18 protein-coding genes, 1 tRNA gene and 1 other RNA gene are annotated in these 13,879 nt (G+C 67.2%); 9 read left to right on the forward strand and 11 right to left on the reverse strand.

The window, feature by feature from the left end; translation table 11 throughout:
* Positions 1 to 66 precede the first annotated feature (66 nt).
* On the reverse strand, positions 67 to 1,068 hold the full coding sequence (locus NN4_RS13525; protein ID WP_147130325.1) for a GNAT family N-acetyltransferase: 1,002 nt from the start codon (positions 1,066 to 1,068) through the stop codon (positions 67 to 69).
* A gap of 155 nt (positions 1,069 to 1,223) precedes the next feature.
* Here NN4_RS13525 and NN4_RS13530 point away from each other — a divergent pair, with 155 nt between their 5' ends.
* A complete protein-coding gene (locus NN4_RS13530; protein ID WP_147130327.1) occupies positions 1,224 to 2,465 on the forward strand; it encodes a hypothetical protein in 1,242 nt (413 codons plus the stop codon).
* Positions 2,466 to 3,131: 666 nt separating this feature from the next.
* On the opposite strand, the gene NN4_RS13535 is transcribed toward NN4_RS13530, so the two are convergent.
* Complete coding sequence (locus NN4_RS13535; RefSeq protein ID WP_147130329.1) at positions 3,132 to 3,599, reverse strand: hypothetical protein; 468 nt, start codon at positions 3,597 to 3,599, stop codon at positions 3,132 to 3,134.
* A gap of 238 nt (positions 3,600 to 3,837) precedes the next feature.
* Here NN4_RS13535 and NN4_RS13540 point away from each other — a divergent pair, with 238 nt between their 5' ends.
* The 4 genes from NN4_RS13540 to NN4_RS13555 all read left to right on the forward strand — a co-directional run bounded on the left by NN4_RS13540 (position 3,838) and on the right by NN4_RS13555 (position 5,645).
* Positions 3,838 to 4,644: a helix-turn-helix domain-containing protein gene (locus NN4_RS13540; RefSeq protein WP_147130331.1), complete on the forward strand. Its 807-nt coding sequence runs from the start codon at positions 3,838 to 3,840 to the stop codon at positions 4,642 to 4,644.
* An 89-nt stretch (positions 4,645 to 4,733) separates the two neighbouring features.
* Positions 4,734 to 5,111 carry a hypothetical protein gene (locus NN4_RS13545; protein ID WP_147130333.1) on the forward strand — a complete coding sequence of 126 codons (378 nt, stop codon included), beginning with the start codon at positions 4,734 to 4,736 and terminating at the stop codon, positions 5,109 to 5,111.
* Complete coding sequence (locus NN4_RS13550) at positions 5,104 to 5,427, forward strand: hypothetical protein (protein ID WP_147130335.1); 324 nt, start codon at positions 5,104 to 5,106, stop codon at positions 5,425 to 5,427. Before NN4_RS13545 ends, NN4_RS13550 begins: the two co-directional genes overlap by 8 nt.
* Positions 5,424 to 5,645, forward strand: a complete 222-nt coding sequence (locus tag NN4_RS13555) for a hypothetical protein (RefSeq protein ID WP_147130337.1) — start codon at positions 5,424 to 5,426, stop codon at positions 5,643 to 5,645. The genes NN4_RS13550 and NN4_RS13555 overlap by 4 nt, the downstream gene beginning before the upstream one ends.
* A gap of 55 nt (positions 5,646 to 5,700) precedes the next feature.
* Here NN4_RS13555 and NN4_RS13560 read toward each other — a convergent pair whose 3' ends face one another.
* Positions 5,701 to 5,886: a hypothetical protein gene (locus NN4_RS13560; protein ID WP_147130339.1), complete on the reverse strand. Its 186-nt coding sequence runs from the start codon at positions 5,884 to 5,886 to the stop codon at positions 5,701 to 5,703.
* A 480-nt stretch (positions 5,887 to 6,366) separates the two neighbouring features.
* On the opposite strand from NN4_RS13560, the gene NN4_RS13565 reads away from it, so the two are divergent.
* The 3 genes from NN4_RS13565 (at position 6,367) to NN4_RS13570 (ending at position 8,163) form a co-directional block, all read left to right on the forward strand.
* On the forward strand, positions 6,367 to 7,155 hold the full coding sequence (locus NN4_RS13565; protein ID WP_186818401.1) for an NYN domain-containing protein: 789 nt from the start codon (positions 6,367 to 6,369) through the stop codon (positions 7,153 to 7,155).
* A 244-nt stretch (positions 7,156 to 7,399) separates the two neighbouring features.
* Complete coding sequence (locus tag NN4_RS44945; RefSeq protein WP_186818402.1) at positions 7,400 to 7,552, forward strand: hypothetical protein; 153 nt, start codon at positions 7,400 to 7,402, stop codon at positions 7,550 to 7,552.
* Positions 7,553 to 7,788: 236 nt separating this feature from the next.
* Positions 7,789 to 8,163: a hypothetical protein gene (locus NN4_RS13570; RefSeq protein WP_147130343.1), complete on the forward strand. Its 375-nt coding sequence runs from the start codon at positions 7,789 to 7,791 to the stop codon at positions 8,161 to 8,163.
* 152 nt (positions 8,164 to 8,315) lie between these two features.
* Here the strand turns inward: NN4_RS13570 and NN4_RS13575 are convergent, their stop codons facing one another.
* From NN4_RS13575 to NN4_RS13610, 8 genes are all read right to left on the reverse strand, one after another.
* The gene (locus NN4_RS13575) at positions 8,316 to 9,143 is read right to left on the reverse strand and encodes a hypothetical protein (RefSeq protein ID WP_147130345.1); all 828 of its coding nucleotides are present in this window, start codon (positions 9,141 to 9,143) and stop codon (positions 8,316 to 8,318) included.
* A 339-nt stretch (positions 9,144 to 9,482) separates the two neighbouring features.
* Positions 9,483 to 9,872, reverse strand: a complete 390-nt coding sequence (locus NN4_RS13580; RefSeq protein WP_147130348.1) for a hypothetical protein — start codon at positions 9,870 to 9,872, stop codon at positions 9,483 to 9,485.
* 123 nt (positions 9,873 to 9,995) lie between these two features.
* A complete protein-coding gene (locus tag NN4_RS13585) occupies positions 9,996 to 10,421 on the reverse strand; it encodes a helix-turn-helix transcriptional regulator (RefSeq protein WP_147130350.1) in 426 nt (141 codons plus the stop codon).
* Positions 10,422 to 10,564: 143 nt separating this feature from the next.
* Positions 10,565 to 10,969, reverse strand: a complete 405-nt coding sequence (locus NN4_RS13590) for a hypothetical protein (RefSeq protein ID WP_147130352.1) — start codon at positions 10,967 to 10,969, stop codon at positions 10,565 to 10,567.
* A 97-nt stretch (positions 10,970 to 11,066) separates the two neighbouring features.
* Complete coding sequence (locus NN4_RS13595) at positions 11,067 to 11,312, reverse strand: hypothetical protein (RefSeq protein WP_147130354.1); 246 nt, start codon at positions 11,310 to 11,312, stop codon at positions 11,067 to 11,069.
* A gap of 110 nt (positions 11,313 to 11,422) precedes the next feature.
* Positions 11,423 to 12,034 carry a hypothetical protein gene (locus NN4_RS13600; protein WP_147130356.1) on the reverse strand — a complete coding sequence of 204 codons (612 nt, stop codon included), beginning with the start codon at positions 12,032 to 12,034 and terminating at the stop codon, positions 11,423 to 11,425.
* A gap of 5 nt (positions 12,035 to 12,039) precedes the next feature.
* Positions 12,040 to 13,281 (reverse strand): tyrosine-type recombinase/integrase, encoded by a 1,242-nt coding sequence (locus NN4_RS13605; RefSeq protein ID WP_186818403.1) that lies wholly within the window; start codon positions 13,279 to 13,281, stop codon positions 12,040 to 12,042.
* Positions 13,282 to 13,417: 136 nt separating this feature from the next.
* Positions 13,418 to 13,502 (reverse strand) — tRNA-Ser (locus NN4_RS13610).
* A gap of 139 nt (positions 13,503 to 13,641) precedes the next feature.
* Between NN4_RS13610 and ffs the strand changes: the two genes are divergently transcribed.
* Positions 13,642 to 13,736, forward strand: an RNA gene (gene ffs / locus NN4_RS13615) — signal recognition particle sRNA small type.
* Positions 13,737 to 13,879 lie beyond the last annotated feature (143 nt).

The following is a 13,879-nucleotide window of genomic DNA, read 5'->3' on the forward strand; positions in this document are numbered from 1 at the left end:
GTTAACGGTGAGCCGTTGAACCGTCACGGCCCGGTCGCCCCGCGCGGGGCGACCGGGCCGTGCCCGTCAGGTCGGCAACCAGTAGTGGCAGATTCCGTCGTCGGTGATGGTGTCGAGGTCGCCGCCGCAGGCGGTGATCACTCGCCGGGAGGCGGTGTTGTCGCTGCGGCAGGTCAGCAGGGCGCGCGCAATACCGAGATCCTTTGCCAGTGGCAGGGTTTGGCGCAGGATCTGGGTGCCGTATCCGCGCCCGCGATGCTCCGGCATGACGACGTAGCCGATGTGGCCGCCCCAATGGCTGAGCCGTCTGGTGAGGCGGTGCCGAATATCGCTGCTGCCGATGATCTGCCCGGCGGCGTCCTCGGCCATGAGGAAGGTACTCGGCACTGTCTCCGGAGCCAGATCGATGCCTTGCCGCGCCCTGTCGAGCTGGTCGAGATAGGCCGCCCAGGGGCCTCGGTAGTCCTTGGCGAAGTCGAACCCGTCGGCGTGTAACCGGGCACGGACGGCGAGGAATTGGGCCTCGTCGTGTGGACCGAGCAGCCGCAGCCCTAGGCCAAGGTGCGAACGTGACGGTGACGCGGTGCGCGAGCCCGACGTCAGCGGCAGTGCCATCTCGATCTCGGCGACGGCCGGAGCGTCGAGAGCGTGCCGATTCCGGCCGGTGGCGGTGAAGCCGAGGCGGGTATACAGCGTTCGCGCGTGGGCGTTGGAGTCGGTGAACCACAGCCGCAGCCGGTCGTGTCCGTCGGCGCGTGCCCAGTCGGCCACCGCGCCGACGAGCAGGTCGGAGATTCCGGTGCCGCGGGCTGGTGGACTCACCCATACCGACTCCACCGAGGGACCTTCGGCGCCGGGGACGCCCCCGGCCGAGCCGAGGAGCTCGCCGTCGCCCGCGGCGACGAACAGTGCCTGGCCATCCATCCAGCGTCTCCACTGCCCCTCGTCCCACGCCGAGGCGACTTCGAATGCCGAGCCGAACACGCCATCGCGCGCTTCGGTCAATGCCGCGAGGCGCACCGTTCGTACGAGCTGCCAGGCGTCGCTATCCACTCGGCGTATGGTCATCGCTCGATCGTGCGCAGGTCAGATGATCACCGCAACGCAATATCGCGGCCAGTCTCTCGGAGTTGTCGGCCTTGCCGCCGCCGGGCCGTTGGGCTTCGTCGATGGCCGCGATGTGGTAGGCAGACCAGAACAAGGTCGTCGGGTGGGAGGCAGGCATGGATCACGCAGCGGCGGAGGCGTCACTGGCCTCGGTCAAGCTCGATATCCTCAGCAACGACCGCGAGTGTGATCGCGTTGCCCGGCTCTACCTTGCCGCGGGCGAGGTCCCGCGCTTCGATGTCAGTACAGGCAATTTCACCAGAGATCCGTTTCTCCTGTGCGCGAGTCAGTACTGGGGCCAGCGGCTACTCGACGAGCCGACCGTCACCGTGGCCGCCGAGTGTGCCAGCTGGCTGGCCGACCGCGTCGCCCTCGAGCTTCGCGAGGCCGTGGCCGAGCGGTGGAGTGTCGAATTCGCGGTCAGAACAAGGCATCTGGTCCAACCTGCCGATGAAGTCCTCACGACTCTGTCCGAATTCGCCGACGATGTCCTCGACCGATCTGGCCTGCGGATGATCTGTCTCTACCAGGCGAGCAAACTGCGCTCGAACTATCACTTCGAGGAGCTGGTGAGCTTCCTCGATGCCGTGGAGACCGCAGGCATCCTCGACTCCGAAGACAGCCCGGTGTTCACAGCCCTGCGGGCAGCAGGGCTATTGGGCGGCAGGGCGCGCCGCACCGAGGTCGCACTGGGACTGGCGGAGCAGGCTTGGGCCTGCCCGGCCCGGACCCACGTATCGATCGACATCATCACCGCCGCACTCGATGACGCGCCACCGTTCGACGGGCAGGGCGAGCTGCTCCGCCGCTATGCCTGCGACGCCGTCGCCGCTCACTCCGAGGACCATGCGTTTCACTACCGTCTGGCCCGGGGGCTGCATCTCTGCGGAGACGACGATGCCGCCCTCGGTGCCGTCGATGAAGCCGTGCAACGGATTCCGTCGCCGATCGACGCCTCGGACTATCTCGTGCTGATGGCCCGCTACCGCGATCTGCGCCACGCGATCTCGGTAAGCCGCGACGCGGCAGCGGCGGCCACGGCCGCCGAGGAAAACACCGACCAACTGCTCAGCGTGGCCCGTAGCCGGATAGAGGAGGCGGACCAACTCACCGAATCGGTCCGCCGCCACGGCACACTATCGGACTCGACGCGGCGATTGGTGGGTTTCCTGGCGCTATTCGGCTGCGCCGTAGCGTTCTTCGCAAGCTCTTCTGCTGTCCAGGCAGATCAGCAACTCGGGCTCGCCGATCGCCAAGCACAGGTCATCCTGCTCGGCAGCAGCCTCGCGTTGTTCATCGTGATCCTCTTCGGCGCCACAAGCCTTATCCACAGGCTCGGTCGGAATCGACGCCGATAGAGGTCTCGCCCACGTCCGGGAACGGCTCGCAACTCCGTAGGGGCGGGGGTTCCTCCAGCCGAGGCCGGCGAGCGCTGTGGGCCTCGATAATCGGCGGGTGGCAACCCTCTGCGCCTGATTCGCGGTCGCGACCAGGCTCGGACTCCGGATACCGGTGGTGTGGTGCGCGGATCCGCCAGCTCAGCGGCGATGCACGCGCAGGGCGTCGTGCACGGCGCGACGTGCGCGGCGATGGGCTTTCGCCGTCAGCCGTGCGTGGCGGCGACGCGAAGCACGCGAGCTGTAGCCCGCCGGGTATCGGCTGTGGCCCCAGCAACATTGTTGATCGGCTCGGGCAACCCCGTAGGCGCGCATGAACCTGTCCTGTCTGTCGGTGGCTTGTGATAAGGGCCAGTGGATCGGCCTGTCCATGAACGCTCTGAACCCGGCGAGAAGTCAACCCCATGTCCGTCCGACCACATCCAAAGCGATTGTCGTAGGCAATGTTTCGCGTACCCAGGGCAGCCGGATCGCTCCCCGGTCGCTACTGGAATTGCACCGGCAGCGCGCCGGAGCCGATCGGCCCTCACCGAGGCGCGGCCGTCGGCTGTCGCCGAAGACGGGACGCGGGTGACGGGATGGGCGGGTAGAGCGTGATGTCGCTCTACCCGCCGTGTCGGTACTCGCTCAGCGGACGCGGGTTCCGTAGCGGGGACTGGGGAAGGTCTCGGGGTCGGTACCGGGCCAGCGCTCCTCGGCGCGCAGGCGGTCGCGCAGTTCGCGCAGGTACTTGTGGTGGGCCAGATAGCCGTTCTCGCCTTCGAAGAACTCGGCCCGCACCTTCGCGGCGATCTTGTCGATGGACCGCTTGGTGCTCACCTTGATCCGTTCGGCCCATTTCTCGGCGTTCTTGTCGTAGTAGAGGTCGGGCAGGTCGTAGGTGAGCCCGACCACCTCCACCCGATGCTTGCCGACCGGGGAGACCCGCACCTTCTGGCGCTGCGGTCCGTTGAGGTACGCCTCGTGCGTGCCGTTCATGTACGGGTACAGCGTCCAGCCCGGCCCCCAATGTTCGGCCAGGCGCTCGGCGAAGTCGGCCAGGTCCATACCGGTCAAGACCTCGGGCAGTGCGGTGGGGTTGGTGTCGCTGGTCATCGCGAATCCTCTCGTGCTGGTTGATTGCTGCGACACCATGAACGCTCTGCACCCCGCCACGAGTCAAGTCCGTCGTGCATCGAAAACTGTTGCTAGACAACTGATTTCATCCACACCCGGCTTGACTTCGGTAGCGACGAGAGCGTTCATGGTGTCGTAGCCCGAACACACCGGCAGCACACCGGGGGCTACCGCCCCGACCGGGGCACGACCAACCGATCAACACCGAGGAGCTGTCATGGCCCACAAGACTTTCCCCGAACGCACCACAGCCGAAATGCTCTGGGCGGCACTGCATCACACACCCGGCGGCACTTCGGCGAAGCTGGCCGAGATCGCCGGAATCGGCGGCTCCACCGCCCGCAAGCTCCTGGTCGCCTTGGAGCGCACCGGCGGCGCGTACCGCACCGAAGGCGAATCCGACGGCAGCGCCCGCCGCCCCGCCGACCGCTGGTGGCCCAAGACCACCTCCAGCGACATCGACGGCGAGAGCGAGACCCTCGCCGAGGAGACCGCCGAAGTCCCCGCTGAATCGGCCGACACCGCCACACCGGCGCAAGACCCGGCCACGCCTACCACCGGCGAGGACGACGCGACAGCGGGCGAGAACGAGGCCGATACCGCAGACGCCGGGATCGACTCCGCCGGAACCGATCTCGACGACGCCACCGACACCAGCGCCGAGCCTGTCACCGAGGCCGACGACGCAATCGAAATGGCGACGGACGAGCCCGACACCGACGCCGAAGCGGCCACGGACGAGGCCGACGCTGACGCCGGACCGGCCACGGTCGAGACCGAGGCGACCCCGGACGCCGAGGAATCGGCCAAGCCGAAACGACTGGGCAAGGGGGCACTAAGGGGGATGATCGAGGACTTCCTGACCGACTGCAAGGGCCGGGAATTCACCCCTAGCCAGCTCGCCAAGGAACTGGATCGCTCCGCCGGGGCCATCCACAACGCCCTGGAAAAGCTGGTCGCCGAAGGCACCGCGATCCGGACCTGCGAAGCGCCCAAGCGCTACACCCTCGCCACCGAGGAGTAGCGGATCCAACGCCCAGCCTCGGGCACCGGCCCACCGGCCGGTGCACCTGGCTGGCCGTTGGAACCCACATCGAAAGGGGCGCAAAACCCATGCCCGACAGCGATATCCGATACCAGACCTATGACGAGGTCCTCGTCAAGCTCGCCGCCGACCCCGGCGCGCGGATCACCCACGCCGAGGCCCGGACCATCGCATGGCGCTGGTTCACCGACTACTACGGCGGCACGCCCTGGAACGGCGAGGAATTCTTCAGCCTCGCCCACTGGTGCGACGGCGGCCCGCACGCCGAGCAGATCGCCCGCAGCCAGCTGGCCGCCGAAGCCGCGCGCCTGCTGGCTGAAGTCCGCGATCCGGCCATCGCCACGCGATGGCACACCTGGGATCCCGCAGGCGACCCGCACACCGCCGCCCTGGCCGTCGCGGCCATGGCCGAGTTCCTACACGCCGGGGCAGGCCAGCATGGCTAAGCCGACCTACAACTCCATCGCCCGCCGCGCCTACCGCGACGACGGGACGGGCATCGTGCTCACCGAGGATGAAGCCAGAGTCGTGGCCGCCGGATGGGTCGGCCAGTACTACTGCCTCGAGTTGTATCGATGGGTCTGCGGCGTCACCGCGATCGACCCGACAACCCTCCTCAGCGAAGCACACAAGCTCCTCGATGACCTCGCCCTCCATCGCGATGATTGGCCACACGCCGGAGCGGCCGAGCCCAGCATCGCCGCCGCCTCCGCCCTGGTGCGGTATCTGCAGGCTCTGCGCGACAAGGGGATAGGGGCATGAGCGGGCACATCGACATCCGGGTCGTGCTCACCGTCATCGAGACCGACTCCGAGGGGCCCGCACTCTATGAGGTCCGGGTCAACGAATGGCCGTGCGGGCGCGTCGCCCGCGTACCGACCGGCTGGCGCAAGGTCAGCGAGGCCACCGGCCGCACGCGCGGCCCATTCTTCGACACCGCCGAGACCGCCGCGCTGGCGCTGGCCGGTGAATGGGGCTGACCCGAGACGAGCGATGCCGCCCGGCGTACCGGGCGGCATCGCTCGTCTCTCGGGGCTACCCGACCTTGAGCAGCTTCCACGCCCCGCCGCGCGCGGTGGCGGCCTCCCAGGCGGCGAGGGCCGCAGGCTCGGCGTCGCCACCGAAGTCTGCGTCATCGAAATACTCGGTATCGGCGAGGGACTCGTCGAACGCCATCCCATTGTCGTCGTACTCCTGCACGATGTAGAGGTTGTTCGCCATCGTCACGTCCCTTTCTCGCCGTGGGTGTTTCGTCCACACCATGAACCCTCTGTAGGCCCGGAAAGTCAACCGTCGTGATGGGTAATCGATTGTCCGACAACGTCTTACACGTCGTCGTCGGAATCGCCTCGTGGCGCAGGCCGGAGTCCGCCTGCGCGGACCTCGTCGAACGAAAGAACCGACCGTCCCTCCCTGGTGCGGGAGCGGGCGGTCGGCCGTGTGGTTCGACGATAGCGTGCCGGGCACCGATCCATCCACCGGATTAGCTCTCGGGGTATTCGCGCTCGGCACGGCGTAGCTCGCCGGCCGGACACCGCCGCGACGGTAGCGTGCGTGGGTCGAAGGTCATCGGGGCGATCGGGGAGGGAGATCAGTGTGCGGGACTGGTTGAGCACATGGCGGCGGCGTCGCACATCGCGGGCCCGGGTAGCTGATGCGGGCCGACAGCGCGGGGCCGCCCCGGCGCGAAGGGGCGCAGGCGTGGCGGTGCTCATCGACGCGGACAACGTGGCGCCGGGAAAGATCGGTGCTGTGCTCACCGCTGTCGCGGCCGAACATGGCGGTGTCGGAATCAGACGTGCCTACGGCGACTGGGACCGTCCACACCTGTCGGGTTGGCGGCCCGCGGTTTTGGCGCACTCGATCCGGCGCATCGACGCGATCGCGTTCTCGCCCCGCAAGCAGTGCACCGACCACGCGATGGTCGCCGATGCCATCCACCTTGCCCTGATGACCGACCTGTCGGTCATCGTGCTGGTCACCAGCGACGGCGACTTCACCGACCTGGCGATGCGGCTACGCGAATACGGTCTGCGAGTCGAGGGATTCGGCAAACAGAACACTCCCGCACCGTTCGTGCGCGCCTGCGACCGGTTCACCGTCCTCGACGACCTGACCGGGCACCCCCGCCCCGAGCCTGCGGCTGCTCCCGGCCAACCGGCTCCGGACACGACGAAAAAGGCCACCAAGAACGGCAGAGCCAAGGCCCCGGCGAAGTCGTCGACGGCCTCTACCGGACTGGCACCGGAGGTGGCCGACAGCTTGCGCGCCATGGTGGACAAGATCGCAGACAAAGAAGGTTTGGCGAACCTGGCTACGGCATGCCACCGCCTGAACCAGCAGCGCGATCTCAAAGCCAAGCTCAACGGGCATCTATCCGGCAAGACGGGACGATTCCTCAAACGGTGCGGCCTCTTCGACGTGATCGAACGTCCAGGAAAGAACGGCACACCGACGACCTACCTGCGTAGTAAGTCTCGTTCGGCCTAGAGCTCGGCGGCGAGTGGGGTGCCCTGGTCATTCGACTGTGCGGACCGATACAGCAGTTCAGCTGGTCCAGCCTCGGTTGAGACGTTCGAAGTAGGCGTCGTCGGCGGCGGCTTGGACCTCGTCCTCCGACATCGATCGTCGTCGTGGTGGCGTGGCTGGCTCCTCGATGGCTTCGGTGACCGCGGCGAGTCCGGCTTGGACACGGTGGTCGTCGGTGAGCGGGCGGGTGGCCTGCTGAGCTTTGGTGGCGGCGTCGGTTTCAGCTTCGGCGGCTCTCGCGGCGATCGAGCCCGAGGACGACGGCAGCGACGCCGGGCTGCTCGAAGCGGCGTACTACCAGATGGTCGCCACCCACCTGTGCGCCAGCCTGGTCTATGAGTTGGTGGCCTCGATCTGACGATCACGACGACCGATGCCCGGCGGGCCATTCGCTCGCCGGGCGTCGGCCCGTGCGGGGGTCTGTCGCCGGGCATCTCTCCTATGGTCCGCGTTGATTCGAAAACCTTTGTTATAGAAGAGTTTTCGCCAACAATGGTGTTGTAATCACTACTGCATCGTTGTAATATCGGTGTCGTTGGGTGGGGTCGGAACCCGCCCGGCGCGACAGATCACCACGCAACGAAAGGGATCGAGATGAACCTCGACCAGTACGACAACAACGCCGAGAAGATCGGCGCGCTCGCCATGCAGACCTACGACGAGATCGCCGGGTTCCTGGACACCCTCCCGAAGCCGATCCCGATGCCGACGATGATGGAGGTGAGCATCGACGACGCGCTTGACGCGATGGTCGCGGCCCGCCGAAAGCTCAGTAGCGAGCCAATATCCGAGGACGCCCGTAGCGCCGCCCTCATGGCGATCTTGACCTGGGCCAGCGGGGTGAACCTGGTGATGATCCAGCGAGCACCCGACGGTAGCGAGAACTACCTGCTCGAGTTGGCGGCGTTCCAGCTGCTGGAGACCGCGCACCACGCGCAGAAGGTCCACCGCCTGCTGACCCCGCACTGATCACGAATTGCCCTGGGCGAGGTGCACACCCGCCCAGGGCAATGCGCCCTCGGCAACCCCGATACCCGGCACCACACCGCACCCTCGCGTCGGGCATCCACTTTCATGACGTGCACTGCCCTGGATCATGATTGACCCAGGGCAGTGCACCTTCAGTCGTCGGCTGCGAGTTCGGGTATCTCGATCCGGCGCACGGTGAAGCACAGGTCATCGGTGCCGGGGTCCTGGGTGACGGCCACGATGGTGTCGCCGGGGCGCAGCTCGCCGGCCGGAGTCCGCACCAGATCCGGCAGCGCGGTGTCGGTTTCGTCCGGCACCCAGCCCAGCGATCGCAGGGCTGTTTCGAGGGTGAGGCCGTGGCTGTCCATCCGTTGGGTGATGACGCCCGTCGGGATCTGGGACAGCCGTGCCCAGTCCTCGATGCCCATACGGCGTCCGAAGGCGTCGAGCGGGAGGCCGGTACCGAGCGTGCTGCGGGAGTCGGGCTCCTGGGTGATCGCCTGTTCGGGATCCCAGCCCCGCCGTATCCGCCTCCCGATGGTCTGCGCGGTGCAATTGGCCCGCTCGTCGACTCCCCATTGGTGCAGCGGTTTCGTCTCGCCGAACGCGCTCACCGGGATGGTGAAGTGTGGCCCGTCGGGTCCTTTGGCGAGCGCGTCGGGGAATGCCATGTTGCCCTTGGTGATTCGCCGGTAGAGGGTGTGGTAGTTGATCCCGCTCTGCTCGGCCCAGCCACGCAGGGTCCGGGTGTGGCCGTTGTGGGTGAATTCGAGGACAGGCCGCTCGTATTTAGGCCGTGTGATCGCGACTGCCGGTTCCCAGCCGAGGGCGAGCCGATTGCGTAACGCCTCGCGCTTCACCGCGCACCGGGGGTCGGCAGCCCATTGATTCACGGTCTTGGCCTCGCCGAACGCGCTGATCATGCCGCGCGTCCTTTCCCACTCGTAGCGATCCTCGCGCGGCTTCTCGTGCCTGCTCATGCGCATGCACCCCCATGGCGGCGAGAAAGCCGAACGATGCTGCGGTGGTCCGATATTCGCGATTCCCGGAATCCCTTGCCGTGAATGTGGGTGCTGTCGAGGTTCATCGCGAACCCTTTCCGTCGTCGGTGATCTGTCGTGCCGGGCGGGTCCGACCCCGTCCGGCGACATCGACACTACAAATGGAATGGCGATCACGGAAGCATCGTGGCAATGAAAACTCTTGTGGGACAATGGCTTTAGTCCGGATATCGGCCGAGGGCGGTCTGATCGTGACGTTCTCGACGAGGCGATGCCCGGCGCGCTGGAGTGCGCGCCGGGCATCGTCGTGATGGATCGTCAGATCGAGGTCACCATGTCCAAGGCGAGGTGGGCACGCAGTTCGACGGCCATCATCTGGTAGTAGGCCGCTTCGAGAATCCAGTCGTCGCTGCCGTCGTCGTCGGGCTCGACCGCCGCGATCGTCACGGCGGTGAGCCAACCGAGCAGCACCGCCACGACCGCGTCGCCGATCGCCGCGCCGATCGGCATGTCGCGCATCGCTGTACGCGCGCTGGCGAACTCGTCGAGCGCGTCATTGGGATCGGCGATCGGGAGCGGGGTCACCGTGATCGGGATCGGCAGTGCGGCAAGGATCTCCGCGATGACACCGTGGGCGTGCCTGGTCAGTGCGCCGAACTTGTCCAGATTGAATTCCTGGGGGCGCTCGTCGTCGTAGATGTAGCTCATGGGGAGCCCTTCCTGGTTGTCGGTGATTTGTCCGCCGGGCGGATCCGACCCCGCCCGACGGCACCAACACTACGATGGAAGAGTAGTGATTACAACGACGTGATCAATGAAATCTACTGTCCCTCAAGAGGTTTCATGGTTTCGGCGAAGGTAACCCCGGCGTCCGGCGAGATCGGTGTCGACGGTGGCGCGACGCCAGCGCTTGACGCCGTCGGCGTCCTCGTCTGGGTCGGGGTACTGGCCTCGCGAGACGTAGGCGGCGATCGTGCCTCGGGCCTTGCCGGTGTAGACCGCGATCTGGGAGATGGTCAGCAGTTCATCCGGATCGCCGGATGCACCCGGGATCTCGGTGGCAGCCGGTGCTGGCCCGATCGCGGCTTCGACATCGGCGGCGAGGTACTCGTTCCAGTGCCCGCGCCGCCCGACAGGCTCGGGCCAGTTCGCCTTGACCATCCAGACCTTCTGCACCGTGGTCAGGGCGCGACCGTAGCGCTGGGCGATTTCGGGCGCGATCCACCGTGGCGCGGCGGGGCCGTCTGGGCTTACCATCGTGTGTTGACCCCCTTTCTTGGGTTGGTCGATTTGTCTGGCCAGCGGGGTTCCGACTCAGAGGTTCGCCTCGCCCCGCTGGCCACCCAAAACCGTCAACGGGCAGATGCCCGGCGCGCTGCGCGCCGGGCATCCGCTGTCGTTCAGTCCATCGGGCCGTCGAGCTCCTCGATCGAAATCCGGCCGGTGAGCAGGCCGTAGGCGATGCTCACCTGCTCGTTGACCCGGTACATGCTCAGCAGCGCCGCGCGCAGCAGCCACTCCGCGTCACCGGGGTTGTCGAAGGCGGTGTTGGTCAAGGTCAACCCGCCCAGGAAATCGAGTATCGCCGTGTTCAGCACGCCCTCGTGCACCGGGTGCGTCGGCAGTTCGCGCATGAGCTGGCGGGCGTTGAGCAGGGCGTCGATGGCTGCGGCGTCCTGCGCGTCCTCGGATACCTCGATCTTGATCGGGATGTCCAGCAGTAGCAGGACCTTGGCGATCCGGGCGTGGTTGCGGTCGGTGACCACGCTGAGCGTGGCCACCAGGTCGTCGTGTTCGTTGCTCATGTGAGCCCCTTTCGGGTTGTTGGTGATTTGCCTGCCGGGCGGGTCCGACCCCGTCCAGCAACACCCACATTACAACGAAAGAGTAGTTATTACAACGCTATTGGCGGGGGTCGTTCACCAGCTCGAACCCGTCGAGTCCGCCCGCGTCACCGGTCGCCCAGAAGTGCCGGCCGGGCAACTCGCCCGCGGGCAGCCCCGCCTGCGCGGCGATCACCGACGCCGCCACCAGCAAAGGCGCACGCCCCTGATGCCACGGCGTCGCCAACTGCGCCACCGCCTCCGCGCCCTCGCCGTACACCAGGATGCAGCGCACCTGCACCCGCTCCACTGTCATGATCGTCATTCTCGTCCATCTCCCTCTCGATCGGAGGGCGTGGCGCCACGGCGTCGGCCCACGACAGCGGGGCGACCCGGATCTCGCCGAGCCGCCCCGTTGGATTGCTGCGGCTGGGTCTACTGTTCGCCCGCCGCCGTGGCCAGCACCTGCGTTTGCGCCCGCAGGAACCCGGAGGTCCGGCGGAAGCCCAGGTGCGCCGCGCTCAGCGGCCACGGCACGCCCGCCTCGGCCATCCACTGCGCGCACGTCACCCGCAGCACCTCCACGCCGGGGCGCGCCCCGCCGAGCATCTCCTCTGACACCGCCGCGACTGCCGGAGTCCAGACCCGGCGCACGTAACGCCGGAGCAACCCCGGCCCGCTCGCCCCGTCGATGCGGAACAGCTCCTCGCCGGTCCCGGCCAGCTCCAGCCGCGCCACCAACCCCTCGGGCAGCCAGATCTGGCGTGGCGCAGGCGAATCCACCAGCACCCACCGATCGCCGAGCCACCGCCAGTAGCGGGCGACTTCACACGCCCCGCTGCCGGGGTCGATGTCGGTGTCGGCATGGGCGAACGCCTCGGCCAATCGCTCGCCGGAGCAGGCCAGATAGTCGGTCAACAGCCGCCACTGGTGCGCGGGCATCCGCTCAAGGATCGCGGCGTACTGCGCGCGCTGCAGCGGCGTCGGTGGCCGCAGCGGCGAGCGGCGGGCGGCACCAGCAGCGCCGCCGATGGTGTTGTGCGCCATGGTGATCACGCCACCTTCGCGAACGCCGGGGTGTCATAGACCGGCGCGGGCAGCGAGATCACCTTCGCCAGCGCGGGCGACAGCGGAGTGAGCTCGGGCGGCAGCGGCGCGGGCTCACTCGGCTGGGGAGCGAGTTTCGCGCCGATCACCGCCGCCGCGTCGGCGGCAGCCCTGCGATCGAGATGACCGTAGGTGTCGACCGTGGTCTTGATCGACTCGTGCCCGAGATGGGCCTGCACCACATGGATCGGCACCCCGGCCGAGAGCATCCACGCCGCGCAGGTGTGGCGCAGATCGTGGATGCGCGGGTGCTTGCCGCTGAGGGGGTCGTTGGCGGCAAGGGAGAGGGCGTCGCGGGTGGGCACCCACACGTCCTTGTAGAAGTGTGAGATGCTCACCGGCTCACCGTCTCCGGTGCAGAACAACCACTCGTCGAGATCGCGCCCGTCGAGGGGGAGCTTGGCGACCAGGCCGACGGGCAGGTTGAGCGTGCGGGTGGACTTCTTGGTCTTGGGCGGGCCGAGGCGGCGTTTGCCGCCGGTGTACTTCCACGCCTGGTGAATTCGCGCGGTGCAGGCGCGGCGGTTGATGTCGCGCACTCGCAGTGCGGTCACCTCGCCCCAGCGCGCGCCCGAGGCGACCATGAACTCCACGAGTAGTCGCCACCGCTCGGGTAGCGCGCGCAGCAGGGCGGCGAACTCCTCGGGTTCGAGGTGATCCATCTCCGCGCGCACCACGCGCGGCAGCTCGGTCTGCTCGCACGGGTTCGATGGGATCACGCCCCGGCGGGCGAGCTTCTTGAGGATCCCGAAGAGCACACCGTGTTTGTTCGCAATGGTTTTCGCGGCGTTGCCGACATTCTCGGCGAGATGGTTGATCCAGCGCCCGATCACCGTCTCGCAGAACACGGTTACCGGGGAGAGGGCTCCGAAGAACGGCTCGATGTCGTTGACCAGCACACGCCGGTAGCGATGCCGGGTGCCCGGCTCCACACCGGTCATGCTGTCGATGATCTCGGTGAAGGCGTCGTGGATGTTGGGCACTGCCGAGGCGTCGTCGGCTTTTTCGGCTTCGGCGTAGAGGAAGTTCAGCGCCTCGGCTGGACCGTAGAGGTTGAGGACGGCCTGCCAGCGCTCGGCCTCGTCGAGAGTGTCGAAGCGTTCGGAGCACTGACGTTTGTTGTGCCGGAACAGAACCTGGAAATAAGAGGGGCCGCGCTTGGTCGTGCGCTCGCGGATGCTGGGCATCGGGTCACCTTCGTTTGCACCTACAGGGATGTGTCGGTGCGCCGAATCGAGCCTCAGATGCCACGGTCGTGTTGACCGCATGTTGACCGCAACCCGGGGGCTATCCGAAAATAGCCCCCGACCTGCGTCTTCTCTGCGGAGGATAGGGGATTTGAACCCCTGAGGGCGTTAACCCAACCCGCGTTCCAGGCGAGCGCCATAGGCCACTAGGCGAATCCTCCGTGGAGCAGCATACCGGGTGGGGGAGGGTGGACGCCAAACGGGTCCGTTCGGAGCAGGAAAGTCCCTGTTCGGCCCGGTTTTGGGCTTGGTGTGGGTACCCGGAGGAGGGGGATCGGCGGGGGAGCCGCTACACTTGCTGACGGATCCCGCGCGGCGCGCATCCTGTGAACTCCCCCAGGGCCGGAAGGCAGCAAGGGTCAATGGGCTCTGCCGGGTGCGCGGGGTCCCCTTAATTTTCGAGGGGCCCGCACGGACCGAAGTCCGGCTGTCGAATAACGCCTCCAAATCCGAGCAACACACGGGTAACGTGAACTATGGTCCGTCGACGCCCGATGCGCTCGGTGGGCTGAACGTCCGGCCGCCGCACATCGGTCTG

This window comes from Nocardia ninae NBRC 108245 (genome assembly GCF_007990755.1).
Taxonomy (GTDB): domain Bacteria; phylum Actinomycetota; class Actinomycetes; order Mycobacteriales; family Mycobacteriaceae; genus Nocardia; species Nocardia ninae.

Coding starts and splice junctions, on each gene's coding strand:
- NN4_RS13545 (WP_147130333.1), top strand. CDS start 4,734: ATGCCCGACAGCGATATCCGATACCAGACCTATGACGAGGTCCTCGTC.
- NN4_RS13540 (WP_147130331.1), top strand. CDS start 3,838: ATGGCCCACAAGACTTTCCCCGAACGCACCACAGCCGAAATGCTCTGG.
- NN4_RS13580 (WP_147130348.1), bottom strand. CDS start 9,872: ATGAGCTACATCTACGACGACGAGCGCCCCCAGGAATTCAATCTGGAC.
- NN4_RS13555 (WP_147130337.1), top strand. CDS start 5,424: ATGAGCGGGCACATCGACATCCGGGTCGTGCTCACCGTCATCGAGACC.
- NN4_RS13535 (WP_147130329.1), bottom strand. CDS start 3,599: ATGACCAGCGACACCAACCCCACCGCACTGCCCGAGGTCTTGACCGGT.
- NN4_RS13600 (WP_147130356.1), bottom strand. CDS start 12,034: ATGGCGCACAACACCATCGGCGGCGCTGCTGGTGCCGCCCGCCGCTCG.
- NN4_RS13530 (WP_147130327.1), top strand. CDS start 1,224: ATGGATCACGCAGCGGCGGAGGCGTCACTGGCCTCGGTCAAGCTCGAT.
- NN4_RS13590 (WP_147130352.1), bottom strand. CDS start 10,969: ATGAGCAACGAACACGACGACCTGGTGGCCACGCTCAGCGTGGTCACC.
- NN4_RS13605 (WP_186818403.1), bottom strand. CDS start 13,281: ATGCCCAGCATCCGCGAGCGCACGACCAAGCGCGGCCCCTCTTATTTC.
- NN4_RS13570 (WP_147130343.1), top strand. CDS start 7,789: ATGAACCTCGACCAGTACGACAACAACGCCGAGAAGATCGGCGCGCTC.
- NN4_RS13575 (WP_147130345.1), bottom strand. CDS start 9,143: ATGAGCAGGCACGAGAAGCCGCGCGAGGATCGCTACGAGTGGGAAAGG.
- NN4_RS13585 (WP_147130350.1), bottom strand. CDS start 10,421: ATGGTAAGCCCAGACGGCCCCGCCGCGCCACGGTGGATCGCGCCCGAA.
- NN4_RS13560 (WP_147130339.1), bottom strand. CDS start 5,886: ATGGCGAACAACCTCTACATCGTGCAGGAGTACGACGACAATGGGATG.
- NN4_RS13595 (WP_147130354.1), bottom strand. CDS start 11,312: ATGACGATCATGACAGTGGAGCGGGTGCAGGTGCGCTGCATCCTGGTG.
- NN4_RS13525 (WP_147130325.1), bottom strand. CDS start 1,068: ATGACCATACGCCGAGTGGATAGCGACGCCTGGCAGCTCGTACGAACG.
- NN4_RS13550 (WP_147130335.1), top strand. CDS start 5,104: ATGGCTAAGCCGACCTACAACTCCATCGCCCGCCGCGCCTACCGCGAC.